The sequence below is a fragment of the Ornithinibacillus sp. FSL M8-0202 genome (genome assembly GCF_037975285.1).
GTDB classification, from domain to species: domain Bacteria; phylum Bacillota; class Bacilli; order Bacillales; family Amphibacillaceae; genus Ornithinibacillus; species Ornithinibacillus massiliensis.
In genome coordinates, this window is the sequence record NZ_CP150248.1 from 3,317,500 (window position 1) to 3,336,230 (window position 18,731).

An 18,731-nucleotide genomic window follows, 5' to 3' on the forward strand; every position below is an offset into this window, starting at 1 on the left:
GGCCTGGCTATAGTCAGACCCTTTACATATTAATCGATGATTTGGAGTTCTTTAGGGAATTTTGTAAGTATTTCTGGGCCATTTTCGGTTATGAAAATCATATCCTCAATACGGACACCAGCCGTTTTTGGCACATAAATTCCTGGTTCGATTGTATAACACATTCCTTCTTGCAACGGTAATGTATTATTACCATGTAAAGATGGATATTCATGTGTTTCCAACCCTAAACCATGTCCAATTCGATGGTTAAAATATTTTCCATATCCACTTGCTTCAATATGCTCACGTGCCGCTTTATCAATATTTCCGACTGCAGTACCTAAAATGGAAGCCTCAATAGCTTTTAATTGTCCATTTAAAACGGTGTTATATATTTTTTCTTGTTCCGGAGTTATAGACTGAAAAGCAATAGTCCGCGTTATATCAGAGCAATACCCTTCATAAACTACACCAAGGTCAAATAATACCATATCACCTTTTTTTAGTTTAGCTGTTCCTGGTGTACCATGTGGAGAAGCAGTTTTGTCACCAAATAAGGTCATGGTAGAGAATGACATTGCCTGAACACCTTGTTTTTTAAGCTCATATTCAATAGTGGCAATGACCTCAAGCTCGCTTATACCTTCTTTTAAAGCATTTATACCGGTTTGAACACCGAAATCAGCTAGTTCAGCAGCACGTTTCAGTAATGCGTATTCTTCTTCCGTTTTGATGACACGTAGCGTTGAAAGTAGCTCTTGTGCATTTTTAATGGTAGAATTAGGTAGAATACTTTTAATATTATGGTATCGGCTTAATGTAAGGTTATCTTCCTCTACACCAATTGTTCCAGGTAGGTTTCCTGATTCTTCTAAGAACGATTTGAACAATTCCCATGGATTTTCATGGTCATGATAATCAATCATAGCATAATTCCAACCAGCGTTTTTTGCATCTTCTGCTTCCATCGCTGGTAGAATAAGTACAGGATCAAGAGTAGTACTTACATACACAGCAACAACTCTTTCATGTGGATCAGTTAAATAGTTACTTAAATAATATACATTAGCTGGTGTTGTGACTAGCATACTGTCTAGTTGATTTTTTTGTAATTCACTTAGTAAAGATTGAATTCTATTAGACATTTATTTCACCTCATTTATACTAATTATAAACATTAAAAAAAATGAATTACAACTAAGAAAATTGAAACCTTTCCTTTTTTCTTTCGTACTATAGGTAAGACATTCAATAAATTTTAATTAATGGAGGTTGCTTATGTTTAAATTCTTTAAGAGAGTAAAGACAGTCGTAAGTTCAGAATTAAATGCAATGCTTGATAAAGCGGAAGATCCAGTAAAAATGCTAGATCAATTCCTTCGCGATATGGGAGCAGATATCCAAGAAGCAGAAGCTGCTGTAGCGAAGCAAATAGCAAACGAAAAAATTCTAAAACGTAAAGCAGAAGATGCGCAAGCGATGGTTGAGAAAAGACAGGCGCAAGCTGAAAAAGCTGTACTTGCTGGGGAAGATGAGTTGGCTAAAAGAGCATTGCAAGAGAAGAAAGAATATGAAAACCAAGCTACATTACTTCAGCAATCCTATGAGCAAGCTCAAAATGACTCGCAAGTACTTAAAACAAAGCTTGATGAAATGAAGAAAGAATACCAAGAAATGAACCTGAAAAAGGATTCATTAAAAGCACGTGCAGAAGCTGCTAAAACACGTACGAAGATTAATCGTAGCATGTCATCCATCGGTGGTGATGAGTCAAGACGTGGCTTTGAACGCATGGAGGAAAAAGTACTTCAATTTGAAGCAGAAGCAGAAACGACAGAAGATCTATCAACACAAGCTCGTACATTAGATGATGAATTTAGAAAACTTGATTCTAATGTAGATGATGATTTAGAAGCATTAAAGAGAGCAATGGGGAAAGAGTAATCAAAAAAGCCCGGGAAGCGAAGTCTATATGATTTCCAATCCTTCGTATGGTAAAACAAAGACAGCATGTCATTTATAATGCTGTCTTTTCTTATATTTTAAAAGGATTTTAGCTATAAATGTAGAATGTATATCGTAAACACAATTAGGAGGATGATTCGTAAATGAAAGTATCATATCATGGACATTCTGTTGTTAAAGTAGAATCTGGAGATAAGACGATTTTAATTGACCCGTTTATAACCGGAAATGGATTATGTGATTTAAATGCAGCTGAGGTGAAGGCTGATTACATCTTACTCACACACGGACATAATGATCATGTTGGAGATACAGTTGAGATTGCCAAAAGAAATAATGCACTAGTGATTGCTCCTAATGAATTAGCTGATTATTTAAGTACTAAAGGTGTTAAGGTACATAATATGCATATTGGCGGTTCACGTGAATTCGACTTTGGAAAGGTTAAGTTTACCCAAGCTTTCCATGGATCAGCGTTTACAGAAGAGGATGGAACGATGATTTATACAGGGATGCCATCAGGAATTCTGTTAACTGTCGAAGGGAAGACGATATATCATCTAGGAGATACTGCGTTATTCTCTGATTTAAAAATGTATGGCGACATGTATACAATTGATTTAGCGTTTATTCCAATTGGGGATAACTTTACAATGGGACCAGAGGATGCACTCGTTGCAGCAGATTGGATTCGTGCTAAGACCGTCGTCCCAATCCATTATAATACGTTTCCAGTAATTGAACAGAATCCAGAGGATTTTGTTCAACGGCTGAAGACTGGTGAGGGTAAGGTAATGGAAGCAGGTAGTGTTTTAGAACTGTGATATAACCCTCTGGAGAAAATTGGAGTGGTGTAAGGATGTATTTGCTAACTTGCAATGATTTTTATAACTTACTACTCCAATTGTCTTTTTGTTCATCGGTCTGAGATTTGCTGTTAGTAGGCTCCTTTTCTTGGCTAGTAAAGAAGGAAAAAATCGCTATCATGACCGTGATTAGGAGCTTAACATTATAAACAGTGCTTGGGTATTATTAGCAAACATTTAAATAACAGGGCCTGAGTAGCTATGTAAATTAATTGCTCAGGCCTTTTCCTATGATTGGCCCTCCGCTTGATCCCCGCTTATTTTCTTCTTAAAGCCAATTCTTCTAACTTTATTAAATCGTCTATTTTTTCTAATTTAATGGTATAATCGTTACAGTTTTAGAGATGGAGGTAATGGAATGGAGTTATTTGCTATTATATCGTTTTTTCTTTTGGGCTTGGTTTTAGGCTCGTTTTATAATGTTGTCGGCATACGGTTGCCTCAAAAAGTATCGTTCACAAATGACCGTTCAAGATGTCCAAGTTGTCATCATACGTTGTCTTGGTATGATTTAATACCGGTTGTATCTTTTTTTATCCAACGAGGGAAATGTCGATATTGTGGTGAACGTATTTCCATTTTATATCCCATTATAGAATTACTAACGGGGATATTATTTGCATTTAGTTATATGATGATTGGGATTGAGCTGGAGTTAATTAAAGTGCTTTTATTAGTTTCCTTATCGATAATTGTATTAGTAACGGATTTAAAGTATATGCTCATTCCGAATAAACTACTACTTTTCTTCTTGCCGTTCTTTATCATTCTATTAATTATTGACCCTATTCAACCTTGGTGGTCGCCTATCATTGGAGCAATAATTGGAATTAGCTTGATTGCTCTAATTATTATCATTAGTAGAGGTGGAATGGGAGCAGGAGATATGAAGTTGTTTGGTTTGTTAGGATTAGTACTGGGGTTAGAAAAGGTTCTTATGACTTTTTTCTTGTCCTGCTTGCTTGGTGCTTTCATTGGCGTTATTTTGATGTTATTCGGGATCATTAAGAAGAAGCAACCAGTTCCTTTTGGACCTTATATTGTATTTGCTGCTATCATTTCCTATTTCTTTACAGATAGAATTTTATCTTTTTATGTTCAATTTTTATAAATTGTAAATAGATAATGTTATAAATATATATTTTTTGTCAAATATTCCTAGAAATTATTGACATTTCACTAAATTCATTGGTACGATTAGGCTGATACTAAAGTACTACTTTTAGAAATACATATAATTTTCAGTATCAATCCCGAGAATTATAGCATAATGGCCTTAACACTAACGGCTCTTCGTTAGTGATATATTTCTATGCAAATGATATAGGGATTGGGTACTAGTTATTAATAACTATACACAAGCTTTACTATGTAATGAATTGTTCTTTTGCGTTCAACGTAATATGTCGAAAAGGTGGATTTTATCCATGAATATAGCAAAAAAAGCTGTCATTTATTCCAGTATTTTGATTGTCATTAGCATTTTGGTAATCGCTAGCTTCATGTTTTTAGGAGATTTTTCATTTCCTAAGGGTTCACAAGTGGCGGGTATTGATGTTGAGGGATTAAAGGTTGATGAGGCGAAAGAAGTCTTGCAAAAAGAAATAAATGATTGGCAGAATCAGCCTTCGATGGTGGCTGTCAGTGAACATGAAGAATTAGAAATTCCACGGGCAATGTTCCAATTTGATATTGAAAAGTCGTTAAAGAATCTGAAGGAAAAAGTACAAGAAAATTGGTTGCCGTTTATCAAACGGAAGAACATACATATTCCATTAGAGTTAACTCTAGCTGCTGATGATAGGTTTAAGGATTGGCCAACCTATATAGATGTGCCGACAACCATGAAGAAAGCTACAACATTAGCGGAGAATTTACAAGAAGCACCGGTTGCAATCGTTTATAAGGATGAAGGAGAGCCATTTTTACATACAGTTGTAGATACTTCTGTTGAATTACCAAATGGACTGTCTTCTAAAAAAGTAGAGATGATTGTCGAGTCGATCAATGGTCAAACAATCAAACCAAAGGAATCCTTTTCTATACTTGGAACATTTCCAACGCTATCGAGTGATAGTCAACAAGAGGTGAATTTTGTTGCGTCAAACCTTTATGCTTTAGTGTTACAAACGAATCTAACCGTATTGGAGCGTCATGCACAAGAAGTTATCCCTGTATACTTAGAGCCGGGGATGGATGTGAATATTAATACGAGGAAGGAAAAAGACTTAGTGCTCTACAATCCGAACGATAACACATACACACTTACAATAAGTCAAGACGGCGACCAGCTTAAATTATCGATTAATGCTTTAACTGATGAGTCTACATTAGGCTATCGAGTAGCAAGGATAAAACGAGTGGAGCCTAGAACGATCTATCGTTATAGTAAAGACCTTAGATTTGGTGAAAGCACGATTATTCAAGAAGGAGAAGCGGGGTTAGAAGTAGCAGTATACCGTAATGATGCTAGGGAGGAAGAGCTTATTAGTAGAGATTTCTATCCTCCTGTTCCGAAAATTGTCGTCGTACCATTTGAAGATGAAATCTCAGAAATGAATCGAGCGGCAGACGAAATGCTATTAAATAGTACTGTTCGAGAAGATGATATTTCATCAAGTGATGAGCAACAAGAAAGGAATCACAACGATGACTCTGTTAGGGAAAGGTTAACACAATGGGATAATCCTAAAGCTATGGAGGACTTTATTCAGTTTGTCATTCTATTCTGTGATCTGCCCATTACAGATATTGATTTAGCAGAAGAGGATATCGAAGAAGCGATTATCGAATGTATCGAGAAAATGGATGCTGAGGAGCTACATCTATTAAGCTTCTTATGGAATGTATGGAATCTAGCAGGTCCATTCGAATTCCAATTGGAGCAATCTGAAGAAATGGAAGCAGATAACCAATCGAATAATGTGAAATAGACAGAAGCTAGGGGTGTTAATTTTGGTGAGAAAGCGATTAGGAGATTTACTTGTAGGTGCAGAATTAATCACGGAAGAACAATTAGCTGCTACATTAGCAGATAAATCACCAGATGAAAAACTCGGTGATGCTCTATTACGTGAAGGCTATATTACAGAACAGCAATTACTAGATGTTTTAAAATACCAGCTTAACATTCCACAAGTAGATCTTTATCAATATGCAATTGATAAGGAAGTGGTTCAGCTAGTACCAAAGGAGCTAGCTAAGCGACATAATCTGATGCCTATTCGTGTGGAGGGGAATAAGCTCTTCGTAGCGATGGCAGATCCTATGGACTATTTTGCTATTGAGGAGCTTCGCATTGCAACAGGCCTGCAAATTAATCCAGGTATTGCAACGAAAGATTCTATCTTTCGGACGATTACGAAGTACTATGATCTTCAAGAATCAATAGAAGAAGTGATGGGGGATTATGCTCCGGAAGAATCAATTGATGAGACGGGAATAACGGATGAGGATTCTCCGATTGTACGATTAGTAAATCAGGTGATAGCGAATGCGGTAGCACAAAAGGCAAGTGATATCCATTTTGACCCACAAGAGAGAGAGTTAAGGGTTCGCTATCGTGTGGATGGTGTTTTACGTACGGAACGGTCCTTGCCAAAATATATGCAAGGCATGCTAATCGCACGTATTAAAATCATTAGTAATTTGAATATTACAGAAAACCGTATCCCACAAGATGGACGTGTGAAAATAACCATTCAGGACCGATCAGTAGATATTCGTGTTTCGACACTACCGTCTATTTATGGGGAAAAAGTGGTTATGCGTATTTTAGATTTAGGTGCAAACTTAAATGATGTGGACAAGCTAGGATTTACTGAACATAATCTTGCCACATTTAAAAGCATGATCGAGAAGCCGAATGGCATTGTTCTTATAACCGGTCCAACAGGTTCAGGGAAATCCTCGACACTATATGCGGCATTGAACCGGTTGAATCGAGAAGAAGTGAACATTATTACGATTGAAGACCCAGTGGAATATCAATTAGAAGGTATTAATCAAGTGCAGGTGAGGGAAGAAATCGGGATGACCTTTGCAAGTGGATTACGGTCTATTCTTCGCCAAGATCCTGATATCGTCATGATCGGGGAGATACGTGATGTTGAAACAGCACAAATAGCTGTACGTGCATCCTTAACAGGACATCTAGTATTGAGTACACTTCACACGAATAGCGCTGTCGATGCTTTAAGCCGATTAATGGATATGGGGGTAGAACCGTTTCTATTATCCTCTTCATTAAATGGAATAGTGGCTCAACGTTTAGTAAGAAAAATATGTCCTGATTGCAGTGAAAAGGTAGGCCCAACAGAGCGAGAACTAAAAATGTTTTCAAATGCCAATTTAGTAGTATCTGAGGTTACTAGAGGTAAGGGATGCTCTAGCTGTGGGATGACTGGATACCGTGGTAGGGTTGCGATTCATGAGGTACTACCAATCGATGAAATGATTCGTAATCTCATCGTAAATACAGGAACAAGAAGAGAAATCCTTTCGTATGTCAGGAAGAAAGAAATGAAGTTTCTATTGGATGATGGTCTTCTAAAAGTGTCACAAGGATTGACGACTACGGAAGAGGTATTACGGGTCGTGTCATCAGATTAGGAGGAAGATTAATGTACATGATTGAAGAATTGCTCAAACTAGCGCATATCCAACAAGCTTCTGACTTACACATAACGGCAAATTCTCCTCCGGTATATAGAGTTCATGGAAAGCTTATCCGACATGGTGAAGAAGCCCTATCGAATACAGATACAGAAAGTTTAGCAAGGCAGCTTTTATCTGAAGCAGAATGGAAACGATTGATGGAAGTCGGGGAGATGGATAGTTCTTTTAGCTTGGAGAATGTATCTAGATTTCGGATCAATGTGTATCATCAGCTTGGAAACATAAGCATCGTGGCGAGGGTAATCCCAAAAGATATCCCGTCGCTTGAAAAACTACAAATGCCAGTAGTATTACAGCAATTAGCTTCAAAGCCAAATGGGTTAATACTAGTGACCGGTCCAACTGGTTCTGGTAAGTCCACAACATTGGCAGCAATGATTAATTACATAAACGAATCCATTGCAAAGCATATTATTACGCTAGAAGACCCAATTGAGTTTGTACACGAACATAAGAAGTCGATTATAAACCAACGTGAGGTTGGTAAGGATACGGAAAGCTTTGCTAATGGGTTGCGAGCAGCATTAAGACAGGATCCGGATATTATTTTAGTTGGAGAAATGCGTGATCATACAACAATCTCCACAGCGCTAACAGCTGCAGAAACAGGGCATTTAGTATTAGCGACCCTCCATACCAATAGTGCTGCACAGACGATTAATAGAATCATAGATGTATTCCCGCCGCACCAACAAGCACAAATTAGAATTCAGTTGGCATCCGTTTTAGCGGGAGTTATTTCGCAGCGATTACTATCAAAACAAGATGGCTTAGGGAGGGTAGCTGCAACAGAGATTCTAGTAAATTTACCTTCTGTAGCTAATTTGATTCGAAATGAGAAGGTCGATCAAATAACCAATGTGTTACAAACCAATCGTTCAGTTGGCATGCACACGTTAGAAATGTCTATTAAAGACCTGTTACAAAAAGGGTTAGTAAAATTGGATGATGTTAGTGATTTTCTTTCAGGTGTAGGTGATTACTAATGCCAATGTATAAATATGTCGGCAGAACGCCTAATGGATTATTAAAGAAGGGTACGATAGAAAGTGCATCCAAATCCCAGGCTATTATTGCCATAAAAGAAAAAGGGATTAGTCCTCGTGAGATTACCGAAACGAAAGCAACCCTACTAAATAGGGATATATCCATTGGCGGAAATTCCGTTAAAACCCAGGATTTTGTTATTTACTGTAGGCAATTTGCTACATTAATTCGAGCAGGAATTTCAATAGTAGAAGCAACTAATATTTTAGCGCTTCAAACAGAAAGTAAAGGTTTAAAAAAGGCTCTATTCCGTGTAGAAGCAGACCTTAAGGAAGGAAAGGCTTTCTCGGATGCTGCAGAGAAACAATCCAAATTCTTTCCACCTTTATTCATCAATATGATACGAGCTGGAGAGGCAACTGGTAATATTGATGAAACATTAGATCGTCTTGCCGTTTACTTTGAGAAGCAAAATAATCTTAAGAAAAAGGTTCAATCTACATTAGCTTATCCTGCTGTATTATTAGTGGTTATTATTGCTGTGGTCATTTTCTTAATGGTATCGATTGTACCTACACTAACCGCAACATTTGCTAGTTTCGGTGGAGAGTTACCAGCTATAACCCTATTAGTTGTTGCAATGAGTGAATTTATTCAAAGCTCATGGTGGCTTGGGCTGTTAGTCCTTGCTCTTTTTATCGGGATATTCGCATTCCTATATAGAAGTAATCAACGGTTTCAATACGCTACACATGTAGTATTGTTTAGACTACCTATATTTGGCAAGTTATTACAAAAGTCAGTAATTGCACGAATGACAAGAACCTTATCCTCCTTAGTGTCTAGTTCTGTTCCTATTTTACAGGCGTTGACGATAGTGGAGAGGGTAGTCGGAAATCCAGTAATTGGTCAGGTGATACTTGCTTCCCGTGACAGTTTAGAACAGGGGAGAGCATTATCAGAACCACTGAAGAGGAGCTGGGTATTTCCTCCACTCGTAACCCAAATGATTGCGATTGGAGAACGAACTGGTCAGCTTGATTTCATGCTAGCAAAAGTTGCTGATTTCTATGAGGAAGATGTTGACCGTACCGTTGATACATTGAAGTCTCTCATTGAACCGATAATGATTGTAATCCTAGCCTTTGTTGTAGGATTTATTGTCATTGCCATTATGGTTCCAATGTTCTCGATATATACCGAGATGTAAGAGAGTTTATTCTAAATGGGAGGTGAATCAATCGATTATTTGCAGTGGAATTTTATGCTTAAACGTATAAACAATATAAATTTGGAGGGGAAAGAAATATGAAAAAATTATTAAAACGATTAAAGCAAGACGAAAGAGGTTTAACATTAGTTGAGTTATTAGCAGTTATTGTTATTTTAGGAATCGTTGGTGTCATCGCATTTGTGGCGATTGGTAATGTTATTGAGAATTCTAAGAAGGATGCACATATCTCAAACGCACAACAAGTTATCTCAGCAGTAGAATTGGAAGAAGCTACTGGTGATACGGTAGAATATCCAGGCGAAAGTGAAAATGCGAACGCTAAAGATTTAGATTCAGTTGGTGAGTTAACTGATCCTTGGGATACCGATAATAATGGTTATAATTTCAAAGTTGGAAGAGATGATTCAGATGAAATTGTAATTTCATCCGATCATAGTAAGTGTTCATTCCCTGCGACAACAAAAAGTGATTTAATATCTAAGGGAAGAGAAATTTGTAATTCAAGCGAAGAATCAGAGTGATTTTTATACACAAGGAAACAACGAAAGGTATTTGATGTAAAACTATATTGACTCTACCTGCTTCGGAAATATATGTAGACTTTTTGCGGGCATAGGCATAGATGGGCCCTTAGGAAGTAGCACGAGGCGGCTCGACAAAATGACAAACAACCGCAAGTGTATTTCCGGAGCAGGGTATTTCCTTGACGTTCGTTTTTTTAACATACGCACTTTAGTCTAGGCCATATCCAAAATATCATAACCCCATCTAGTTCTTTTTACAATTTTACAACCCCAACGTTGTGAAATTATAAAAGGAACTAGTAGTAGAACTTAATTTTCCTATTTAGGATGGTGAGCAGGATGTTCGGTAAACCAAATAAAATAATTAACATTGTGATAGAAGACTATGTCATTCGTTTAGTGGAAACCAATAACTCCAATATTTCTTCTATTAAAGTAATACATGAAAAGCCGATTCCTAGTGGCTTGATTGAGAATGGGAAAATTATGGATGAAATTGGATTTTTTGAGTTTATGAAAAATCTGGTGAAAGAACTTGGAATAAAGAATCGTCATGTGCGATTTTTTGTGCCCAATCCCCTTGTCATTATGCGCCAAGTTGAAATTCCGCCTGATTTAAGGGATAAGGACATCACGGAATATTTTCGAGTTGAAATTGGGAAATCGATTCATCTACCATTTAAAGATCCTGTATTTGATATTCATTATCTACCTTTTCAGGATTACTTTGATACCAATGAAGAGGAAGTGTTGACCGGAACATTCTTTGCTGCTCCTCGGGATGAGATGATGAAGTACACAGAAATTTTTGATGATGCATCCTTAAAGCCGATTAATGCTGATGTAGAAGCACTTGGAATTTATCGTTACTTTCATCATGTCAATCGTATAGACCGTGATAGGGTGTATTTATTTATCAAATTGGATGTTACATCATTTAATATTAGTATTTTTAATAGACATCAATTGGAGTTTCTGCGCTATCAGAACCTAGATTTGCATTTGGATCATGCAAGTATAGAAGAGGAAAGCACTCGTCTGAACTGGGAATACCAAGAAAGTGATGAGCAGGTAGAGGATATGATAGAGAATCAAGTGATTGAATTAGAGCGCATTATGAACTTCTACCAATTTTCTATGAAAAAAGGGGAAGAGAAGATAGATGAATTGATTATTATAGGGGATAATCCATATTTACCAGTATTCTATCAAAAAGTGAATGATCGCTTCGAAATACCGACGAATAGGTTAAAAGGGGTCGTATCACAGAAGTCAGATAAGGAAATTGAACCACAATTTATTCCCGCACTCGGTTTAGCACTTAAAGGAGGGGCATAGATGCTTCCCGAAGTAGATTTATTACCTAAAATAGAAAGGCAGAATTCTGCATTATATATATTGTTTATTAGTGGATTATTGTTATTTTTACTATTGCTTCTCGTTTTTATCTATTCGTTTTTTACTACGAAACATGCGTTAGGCGAAGTCGAGCAAAATTTAGCAGAAGTAAACGAGGAAAAAACGGTGCTACTGGAGCAAGTTACGAGTCTAAAGGAAAGCAATGATAAGGATACATATAAACAGGCGATGGCGTATGCGGAGCACCAGATCATACCAACTTCTCGGTTTATTGATGAAATAATAGCTTTACTTCCTGAAACCGGCTATTTAAGTAGCTATACTTATAACTATCAATCCGTGACAATTGAAACACAACTGGAGACAATGAGTGATGTTGCTGCATATTTTTCAGAGCTAAATGCCTCGCCATTTATTACAGATGTGAAAGTCAATCAAATGAATACCTTTGACATAACCTTTGATCAAAATAGAACAGATATGTATGAGGTAATCCCACGGTACACAGTAAATTATACGATTGATGTTGACCAACGATATATGAAAGAGGAGGTAGAAGGAAATGAATAGCTTATTTCATGAAAATAAACAATCATTCCTTCTACTATTAACGTTATTATTTATCTTATTGACTGTAGTCTATTTCTTTTTCTATTTACCTATGAATCAGGAATTGAAATCAAAAGAAAATAATCTGGAACTAGTAGAAAAGGAAGTTTCTACTCTGCAATCAGAAGTGATGAAGCTAGAAGAAGGAAATCAAGCTGGGGTAGAGCCCTATATGCAAGCGGAAAAATTACCACAGGATCCCGAATTGGAGAAGCTTATTCTTACTCTACAGGAGATTGAATTTATTAGTGATAGTAGAATAGATAATATTAACTTTACCTATGGTGGAAGTGAAACGCTGCGAACAGATGTGGAGGATGAAGTTGAAGCTGAATCTGAATCTGAACCTGAACCTGAAATTCAAGATGAGGAACAAGAGGAGATGGAGCAAGTAGAAAGCGTTATGGATTTTGCAAACAAGCCGGATAATGTAGAAGTCATATCTGTCAGTATGGCTGTAAATTCACCTGACTATGAGCACTTCCAACAATTTCTAAACCAGATTGAAAAACAAGAACGGTTTATGACGGTAAGCTCGCTTCATTTTCAAAAACCAGCAGAAAGAGAATTACTTTTAGAAGGAGATTCTTTTCAAACAATCACAGCAAATGTAACGATTACGACGTTTTACTATCAGGACTAATCATTTGGTAGTGTGTTTATTAAACTAATCATCGGTAGTAGGGGTTGAATGTAATGAAATGCTTGAACGATTGGTATCGAAATGAATCTGGTTTGACACTTGTAGAACTATTAGTCTCGTTTGTGTTAATTACGGTCATTTTAACAACCTTTATCACGTTTTTCGTTCAATCCGCTACTATGACTACTACATCTGAAACGATTATAGATGCCACTTATATAGCACAAGCTGAAATGGAAAACCTTTATTCGGCGAGTTCAAGTACGAAATTTAGCCAAAGAGAGAATGCGATAACCGATCTAGGTTATGTATGGTTGAAGGAATCGGAAGAATGGACGGTCTTTACGAAGGAATTGGATGGTTCTAACTATATCATCCATGTAAGACTGCATCGTGATGAAGTCGAAGCTAATATGACTCGAGTCATAGTGGAAGTGTTTGAAGAAGAGGAAGACAACCTTCAAGCTAAAATGGAAAGTGTAGTGGTGTGGGGAGAAGAAGACTATGAAGAATAATCTAGTTAATGACAAAGGAATGACTTTGGCTGAATTGCTAGTAGTGTTAGCAATTAGTAGCTTCATCATGATTATTCTTACTAGTATCCTCCTAACAGTCCAGAATCAGTATACAGATCAATCCAGTGAAACGGGTAAGTTATTTTCGATGACGTACGCGTCTAAAGTCATCACGAAAGAAGTAAGGATGGCAGGGAATATAGAGGTATCCCCTGATCATACATCATTTACAATAAATGATGACACAGCCTATGTATTTCATCGAGAGGACGGATTACTAGTTAAAAATGACGTATCATTTGTATCTAATATTCGCGATTTTTATGTAGATGTCATCAAAGATGAATTTGAAAATGAAAAATTTATACTGAGAATTAATACGGAATCTGGTAAGGGTGTTGATACGGAAATAATCGTAAGGGGAAGTGACTAGATTGAAGAAGCTACCAAATAAGTTTCCACAGGAAAATGGATTCACATTAGTTGGTGTTTTACTAGTTATCGTATTAATTTCGATCCTAAGTGTATCGATTATCGGGATAACGACTACTTCACTACATACTTCTCAGACAGAACGACAAGATCAATCGGCTTATTATATAGCAGAAGCAGGATTACATGTCGAGCTAGCAAAAACGGAAGCTGCCATACGGGAAATATACGAAAATACAGATGATGAAAATACCTTTTTCACCACCTTACATACTAGAATAGTTGGTGATCAGCAGGATTATACCGATTTTGAACCAGTATTTGGTGAAATACCGAAGGCCGCAATAAAGATAGAACAATTGAATGAAACTAACCCAAGAGAATTTCGTATGACATCAACAGGCTATATTAGTGATAAAAAGCGGGTATTACAGCAAGGCTTCACCATTGAATGGGTACCAAAAAGCTCAGGCAAAAGTATAATTCCTAATTGGGCGTTATTAGTAAGTGAGACAATCGATATACCAAACGGACGAATCGAAGGAGATATAGGAACACTTAGAACAGGTGCTCATAGTGTAACTGCCTCAGGTGGCGGGAGTGTAAATGGTAGCATTTATGTGCCTTACGGAAGTGAGCATCATGCTATCTATAAACCCGATTGGATGACTTCCTTCCCAGATGCAACTGGAGCGGACTTAGATGCTACCTTGCCTAGCTTACCTCGATTTCCAGATATTCCTCATTATCCAATTAGTCCGGAGCGTTCGATAATTGTACAGGAATGGTATCAGGATGGGACGTATGATTTAACGACTTCTGAAACATTTGATGAAATTAGACTTGGCAGTAACAGGACACTTACTATCAATGTTGGAAATACGGATAAGGAAATAGTAGTGGATAATTTAAATGTCATCAATGGGCATATTCAACTATTGGGAACTGGAAAACTGACGATTTATACGAATCATATTGTCATGGGAAGCGGAAGTACGATCAATAATCAAGGCGATGTTAATCAGGTAAATATATTTTTAACTGGATCGGACAATCCATCCAATCCTAAGCAGTTTACGTTAGGGGGAGCCCAAAAAATATATGGCTCGTTATATGCTGAGGATGCCAATATAGATCTTGGAGCTGGAGGAGGAATAAAAGGGAACATATTTACCGGTGGGACAAGCTTTAAGGTTAGCGGGGGAAGCTGGGCGACGTCTCCATTAATATTAGCTCCGAATGCAGTGTTTGAACATACCAATGGAACAATAAAGGGTACGGTTATATGTAAGGTATACAACATGAGTGGGGGAGCAAATTTGAGCTATGGGGAAATGCAATTTGTCGAAGGACCTATCTCGGTAGAAGGAATTGAAAAAGAATATGGGAACACCGCTCCAACTGGTCAACCAATCATCATGAAGAAACCATTGAGTGAACAATAGGGATATGTTCTATAAATATATTGTACGATAAAAAAATCCTTTACTATTCGAAGACTATTTCGGTGGTAAAGGATTTTTTTGTCTACCGATTTTTTATGTAACCACAAATTCGATATATAAGAATGTATGGATAGGCTGGCATGGTTCTGTTGACCAAGTCCTCTTCATAGACTGATTATAGAAAGGGGGAACTCGTATGAGACATTATGCATTTTTACGATTACTTCTGGCCGCATTTTTCTTATACTTTGCGTGGCCATTAATTCCACAGTCCTCATCACAGCTTGAAATGCTATTCTGGGGCTGCTGGCTTGTGTTTTTTGTACTCGTATTTGGAGCTAACCTAGCTACTATATTTAAGATGTCCGAACCACCTGTAATGGAACAGGAATATGACAAAGTTAGACAGACAGATGGTTAAACATTGAGCATGACGCTATTCATCTGTATAATAAAGTTACAAAATGTGACTAGTACAGTTGAAAGTCGGTGAACCAAAGTGGCCACTAAACATGAGCAAATTATTCAACATATTATTTCGCTACCTGTTGGAAGTAAAATTTCCGTTAGACAAATTGCGAAACATTTGAATGTAAGTGAAGGAACAGCCTACCGGGCGATAAAAGAAGCTGAAAATATCGGGTTAGTTAGCACGATTGAGCGTGTAGGTACGATTCGTATTGAGCGTAAGAAAAAAGAGAACTTTGAAAAGTTAACATTCGCTGAAGTAATCAATATTGTGGATGGACAAGTACTTGGTGGTCGAGAAGGACTTCATAAGACACTGAATAAGTTCGTTATTGGAGCCATGCAATTAGATGCGATGATGCGTTATACAGAGGCAGGTTCATTACTCATTGTCGGAAACCGAGTAAAGGCGCATGAGCTAGCGCTTAATGAGGGTGCTGCCGTACTGATAACGGGAGGATTTGATACAGAGGATTACATAAAGCGGCTAGCAGATGAAATGCATTTGCCGATTATTTCTACAAGCTATGACACCTTTACCGTAGCAGCAATGATTAATCGGGCCATTTATGACCAGTTAATTAAGAAAGAAATTGTCCTAGTTGGTGATATTTGTACACCAGTAGAACATGCCCACTACTTAATGACAACGGATACCGTAAAGGCATGGTATGAGCTGAATGAGCAATCAACCCATTCTAGGTTCCCTGTACTAGATGGAAAGAATCGAGTAGTTGGTATGGTCACGTCTAAGGATATTATTGGGAAGGAAAGCGACTTTCCAATCGATAGGGTGATGACGAGGAATCCTATCGTTGTGCAATCGAAAACCTCCTTAGCATCAGTTGCGCACATGATGGTATGGGAGGGGATAGAGGTTGTGCCGGTTGTGGATGAGTCCTCTACGTTGAAAGGAATCATCTCGAGACAAGATGTCCTAAAAGCCCTGCAGCAAATTCAACGTCAACCTCAAATAGGGGAAACAATTGATGATATTGTAAAAAATAATATAGCGTCTGATGAAGGGGATAAGACTACTTTCGAGGCTAAAGTAATTCCTCAAATGACCAATCAATTAGGGACCTTATCACCAGGCGTATTTACCTCGCTTGTAACAGAAGCTAGTAGCAGGCTACTTCTTCAGCTAAAAAAAGGGGATTTAGTTGTGGAAAACATTACGGTGTATTTCATGAAGCCAGTTCCAATTGATTCCCAGCTCGTTATTAAACCAACAATTATTGAGGCAGGAAGAATTTATGCTAAGATAGATGTAGAAGTATTTAATGAGAAGAAGTTAGTCGGAAAAGCGTTATTAATGGCACAAATAATGGATCGATAACAAAAAAGCTGGCTAGTTAGAACTAGTCAGCTGGGTTTAATCGTTTCCATTCATTACGATAATGCTTTGTTTCCCTTATTCCTCTAATTAATTGCATTACACCAAGTATAATAAATAGAATGCCAATATAAAGTGATATTTTAGTTTGATAAAATATATATTGATTAATTCCAAATGTAAAAATGAATAACCCAAGACAAATTCTGGATTTCGCATTAAAGTACCGTTGTGTTAATCCGTTCTTGGTTTTCAGTATAGCTACTTTATAATAGATGTACATAACAGCGGATAGGACAATAACGATTGGAAAAATAATTAACATATAATCTACTCCTAATAAACTAGCTTAAATTCATACATGACATATTGTAGCACTATATGAGGACGAAAGGCTAGTTATTATGTGATAATATTTTGAACAGTAAGGAGAATATGATGTCAATACAAGCGATTCAACAAGCCATTGAAGAATTTAATACGATAATTATTCATCGCCATGTTCGGCCAGATCCAGATGCGTTAGGTTCTCAAGCAGGACTACGTGAACTCATTAAAGCATCCTATCCAGAAAAGAATGTGTATGTAGTGGGGGAGGATGATCCTTCCTTAACGTTCATGGTTGAGATGGAACAGATTGATGATCAAGTATATGAGGATGCATTAGTTATTATTTGTGATACTGCAAATACGGGGAGGATTGATGATTCTAGGTATCATCTAGGTAAGAAAGTAATTAAAATTGATCATCATCCTAATGTCGATCCTTATGGTGATTTGAGTTGGGTGGACACAACGGCTAGTTCAACGAGTGAGATGATCTATGAATTCTACCTTCATGCGAAAGGTCTAACCTTAACGACTGCAGCAGCAAGATTGCTTTATGGAGGTATTGTCGGAGATACAGGACGATTTTTGTATCCAAGTACAACGAAGAAAACATTACAATATGCAGCAGACTTAGTCACATATGATTTTGATCGAACGAAGCTATATGATGGGATTTACAATGTTAAGGATCATATTGCTAGAATGCGAGGATATATTCTGCAAAACTTTACATTAGATAAAGATGGTCTTAGTGTTGTGAAATTGACAAAAGATGTCTTAGACAAATTCCATGTCAGTCCACTAGAGACAGGGCAGTTAGTTGGAACGTTAGGGGAAATCGAAGGAATCGTTACATGGGTATTTTTCATCGAAGAAGAGGAACAAATTCGAGTGCGCCTCCGTTCAAAAGGGCCGGTAATTAATGAAGTAGCAGCGAAATACAACGGGGGCGGGCACCCATTAGCATCTGGAGCTTCCGTTTATTCGTGGGATGAAGCGGAGAATGTGGTAAAGGATTTACAAGAAGTAATAAAGCAATTTAATCAATAAGGTTAGAGCTGTTCGTTGTTCTACAAAAAAGTGCTGATTTCTTAATTGAAATCAGCACGATTAACTACTTTTACTCTTTGTTACTGGAATAAACCAGCATCCAGAAGGTGTTTCATCATAGTAGACATCTAGTCCATATTTCTCTATATCTCTTTTAATTAGGCGAATAACTTCTTTTGATTCTGCATATGCGGTACGCCCATTACGAAGCTGATTAATTTTTCGGTCACGAATTCGTCTTTCATTCATAATCAACATGAGAATTCCTCCCCTTTCTCAAATTTATGAATGGATATTCATCTTTATTCT

At 37.2% G+C, this 18,731-nt stretch carries 20 protein-coding genes; 17 read left to right on the forward strand and 3 right to left on the reverse strand.

Annotation, left to right across the window (positions count from 1 at the left end):
• Positions 1–29 precede the first annotated feature (29 nt).
• Entirely contained in the window at positions 30–1,127 is a 1,098-nt protein-coding gene (locus MKY78_RS16710) for a Xaa-Pro peptidase family protein (protein WP_339214304.1), read from the reverse strand.
• Between the two features lie 133 nt (positions 1,128–1,260).
• On the opposite strand from MKY78_RS16710, the gene MKY78_RS16715 reads away from it, so the two are divergent.
• From MKY78_RS16715 to MKY78_RS16790, 16 genes are all read left to right on the forward strand, one after another.
• Positions 1,261–1,926, forward strand: a complete 666-nt coding sequence (locus tag MKY78_RS16715) for a PspA/IM30 family protein (RefSeq protein ID WP_339214305.1) — start codon at positions 1,261–1,263, stop codon at positions 1,924–1,926.
• Between the two features lie 164 nt (positions 1,927–2,090).
• Positions 2,091–2,771: a metal-dependent hydrolase gene (locus MKY78_RS16720; protein ID WP_339214306.1), complete on the forward strand. Its 681-nt coding sequence runs from the start codon at positions 2,091–2,093 to the stop codon at positions 2,769–2,771.
• 400 nt (positions 2,772–3,171) lie between these two features.
• A complete protein-coding gene (locus tag MKY78_RS16725; RefSeq protein ID WP_339214308.1) occupies positions 3,172–3,924 on the forward strand; it encodes a prepilin peptidase in 753 nt (250 codons plus the stop codon).
• A 316-nt stretch (positions 3,925–4,240) separates the two neighbouring features.
• Complete coding sequence (locus MKY78_RS16730) at positions 4,241–5,746, forward strand: VanW family protein (RefSeq protein WP_339214310.1); 1,506 nt, start codon at positions 4,241–4,243, stop codon at positions 5,744–5,746.
• Between the two features lie 22 nt (positions 5,747–5,768).
• Entirely contained in the window at positions 5,769–7,424 is a 1,656-nt protein-coding gene (locus MKY78_RS16735) for an ATPase, T2SS/T4P/T4SS family (protein WP_339214312.1), read from the forward strand.
• 11 nt (positions 7,425–7,435) lie between these two features.
• Positions 7,436–8,476 (forward strand): type IV pilus twitching motility protein PilT, encoded by a 1,041-nt coding sequence (locus tag MKY78_RS16740; protein ID WP_339214314.1) that lies wholly within the window; start codon positions 7,436–7,438, stop codon positions 8,474–8,476.
• Positions 8,476–9,687 carry a type II secretion system F family protein gene (locus MKY78_RS16745; RefSeq protein ID WP_339214316.1) on the forward strand — a complete coding sequence of 404 codons (1,212 nt, stop codon included), beginning with the start codon at positions 8,476–8,478 and terminating at the stop codon, positions 9,685–9,687. The genes MKY78_RS16740 and MKY78_RS16745 overlap by 1 nt, the downstream gene beginning before the upstream one ends.
• A 98-nt stretch (positions 9,688–9,785) precedes the next feature.
• Positions 9,786–10,232 carry a type II secretion system protein gene (locus MKY78_RS16750; RefSeq protein WP_339214318.1) on the forward strand — a complete coding sequence of 149 codons (447 nt, stop codon included), beginning with the start codon at positions 9,786–9,788 and terminating at the stop codon, positions 10,230–10,232.
• Between the two features lie 342 nt (positions 10,233–10,574).
• Positions 10,575–11,573 carry a pilus assembly protein PilM gene (gene pilM / locus MKY78_RS16755; RefSeq protein ID WP_339214320.1) on the forward strand — a complete coding sequence of 333 codons (999 nt, stop codon included), beginning with the start codon at positions 10,575–10,577 and terminating at the stop codon, positions 11,571–11,573.
• Entirely contained in the window at positions 11,574–12,164 is a 591-nt protein-coding gene (locus MKY78_RS16760) for a PilN domain-containing protein (protein ID WP_339214322.1), read from the forward strand.
• Positions 12,157–12,846: a hypothetical protein gene (locus tag MKY78_RS16765; RefSeq protein ID WP_339214324.1), complete on the forward strand. Its 690-nt coding sequence runs from the start codon at positions 12,157–12,159 to the stop codon at positions 12,844–12,846. The genes MKY78_RS16760 and MKY78_RS16765 overlap by 8 nt, the downstream gene beginning before the upstream one ends.
• A 53-nt stretch (positions 12,847–12,899) precedes the next feature.
• Complete coding sequence (locus MKY78_RS16770) at positions 12,900–13,361, forward strand: prepilin-type N-terminal cleavage/methylation domain-containing protein (protein ID WP_339214325.1); 462 nt, start codon at positions 12,900–12,902, stop codon at positions 13,359–13,361.
• The gene (locus MKY78_RS16775) at positions 13,351–13,794 is read left to right on the forward strand and encodes a prepilin-type N-terminal cleavage/methylation domain-containing protein (RefSeq protein ID WP_339214326.1); all 444 of its coding nucleotides are present in this window, start codon (positions 13,351–13,353) and stop codon (positions 13,792–13,794) included. Before MKY78_RS16770 ends, MKY78_RS16775 begins: the two co-directional genes overlap by 11 nt.
• Before the next feature lies 1 nt (position 13,795).
• Positions 13,796–15,238, forward strand: coding sequence for a PilX N-terminal domain-containing pilus assembly protein (locus tag MKY78_RS16780; protein ID WP_339214327.1), 1,443 nt, complete (start codon positions 13,796–13,798; stop codon positions 15,236–15,238).
• A 196-nt stretch (positions 15,239–15,434) separates the two neighbouring features.
• Complete coding sequence (locus tag MKY78_RS16785; RefSeq protein ID WP_339214328.1) at positions 15,435–15,659, forward strand: hypothetical protein; 225 nt, start codon at positions 15,435–15,437, stop codon at positions 15,657–15,659.
• Positions 15,660–15,737: 78 nt separating this feature from the next.
• Positions 15,738–17,045, forward strand: coding sequence for a DRTGG domain-containing protein (locus MKY78_RS16790; protein WP_339214329.1), 1,308 nt, complete (start codon positions 15,738–15,740; stop codon positions 17,043–17,045).
• Positions 17,046–17,067: 22 nt separating this feature from the next.
• Here MKY78_RS16790 and MKY78_RS16795 read toward each other — a convergent pair whose 3' ends face one another.
• Complete coding sequence (locus MKY78_RS16795) at positions 17,068–17,367, reverse strand: YtpI family protein (RefSeq protein WP_339214331.1); 300 nt, start codon at positions 17,365–17,367, stop codon at positions 17,068–17,070.
• A gap of 113 nt (positions 17,368–17,480) precedes the next feature.
• Between MKY78_RS16795 and MKY78_RS16800 the strand changes: the two genes are divergently transcribed.
• Positions 17,481–18,422, forward strand: coding sequence for a bifunctional oligoribonuclease/PAP phosphatase NrnA (locus MKY78_RS16800; protein WP_339214332.1), 942 nt, complete (start codon positions 17,481–17,483; stop codon positions 18,420–18,422).
• Positions 18,423–18,482: 60 nt separating this feature from the next.
• Here the strand turns inward: MKY78_RS16800 and MKY78_RS16805 are convergent, their stop codons facing one another.
• Complete coding sequence (locus tag MKY78_RS16805) at positions 18,483–18,680, reverse strand: hypothetical protein (RefSeq protein ID WP_186870182.1); 198 nt, start codon at positions 18,678–18,680, stop codon at positions 18,483–18,485.
• Positions 18,681–18,731 lie beyond the last annotated feature (51 nt).

What these genes read in the sequence shown, in the direction of transcription:
- MKY78_RS16710 (WP_339214304.1), bottom strand. Translation starts at nt 1,127, where the DNA reads ATGTCTAATAGAATTCAATCTTTACTAAGTGAATTACAAAAAAATCAA.
- MKY78_RS16715 (WP_339214305.1), top strand. Translation starts at nt 1,261, where the DNA reads ATGTTTAAATTCTTTAAGAGAGTAAAGACAGTCGTAAGTTCAGAATTA.
- MKY78_RS16720 (WP_339214306.1), top strand. Translation starts at nt 2,091, where the DNA reads ATGAAAGTATCATATCATGGACATTCTGTTGTTAAAGTAGAATCTGGA.
- MKY78_RS16725 (WP_339214308.1), top strand. Translation starts at nt 3,172, where the DNA reads ATGGAGTTATTTGCTATTATATCGTTTTTTCTTTTGGGCTTGGTTTTA.
- MKY78_RS16730 (WP_339214310.1), top strand. Translation starts at nt 4,241, where the DNA reads ATGAATATAGCAAAAAAAGCTGTCATTTATTCCAGTATTTTGATTGTC.
- MKY78_RS16740 (WP_339214314.1), top strand. Translation starts at nt 7,436, where the DNA reads ATGTACATGATTGAAGAATTGCTCAAACTAGCGCATATCCAACAAGCT.
- MKY78_RS16745 (WP_339214316.1), top strand. Translation starts at nt 8,476, where the DNA reads ATGCCAATGTATAAATATGTCGGCAGAACGCCTAATGGATTATTAAAG.
- MKY78_RS16750 (WP_339214318.1), top strand. Translation starts at nt 9,786, where the DNA reads ATGAAAAAATTATTAAAACGATTAAAGCAAGACGAAAGAGGTTTAACA.
- pilM (WP_339214320.1), top strand. Translation starts at nt 10,575, where the DNA reads ATGTTCGGTAAACCAAATAAAATAATTAACATTGTGATAGAAGACTAT.
- MKY78_RS16760 (WP_339214322.1), top strand. Translation starts at nt 11,574, where the DNA reads ATGCTTCCCGAAGTAGATTTATTACCTAAAATAGAAAGGCAGAATTCT.
- MKY78_RS16765 (WP_339214324.1), top strand. Translation starts at nt 12,157, where the DNA reads ATGAATAGCTTATTTCATGAAAATAAACAATCATTCCTTCTACTATTA.
- MKY78_RS16770 (WP_339214325.1), top strand. Translation starts at nt 12,900, where the DNA reads ATGAAATGCTTGAACGATTGGTATCGAAATGAATCTGGTTTGACACTT.
- MKY78_RS16775 (WP_339214326.1), top strand. Translation starts at nt 13,351, where the DNA reads ATGAAGAATAATCTAGTTAATGACAAAGGAATGACTTTGGCTGAATTG.
- MKY78_RS16785 (WP_339214328.1), top strand. Translation starts at nt 15,435, where the DNA reads ATGAGACATTATGCATTTTTACGATTACTTCTGGCCGCATTTTTCTTA.
- MKY78_RS16795 (WP_339214331.1), bottom strand. Translation starts at nt 17,367, where the DNA reads ATGTTAATTATTTTTCCAATCGTTATTGTCCTATCCGCTGTTATGTAC.
- MKY78_RS16800 (WP_339214332.1), top strand. Translation starts at nt 17,481, where the DNA reads ATGTCAATACAAGCGATTCAACAAGCCATTGAAGAATTTAATACGATA.
- MKY78_RS16805 (WP_186870182.1), bottom strand. Translation starts at nt 18,680, where the DNA reads ATGTTGATTATGAATGAAAGACGAATTCGTGACCGAAAAATTAATCAG.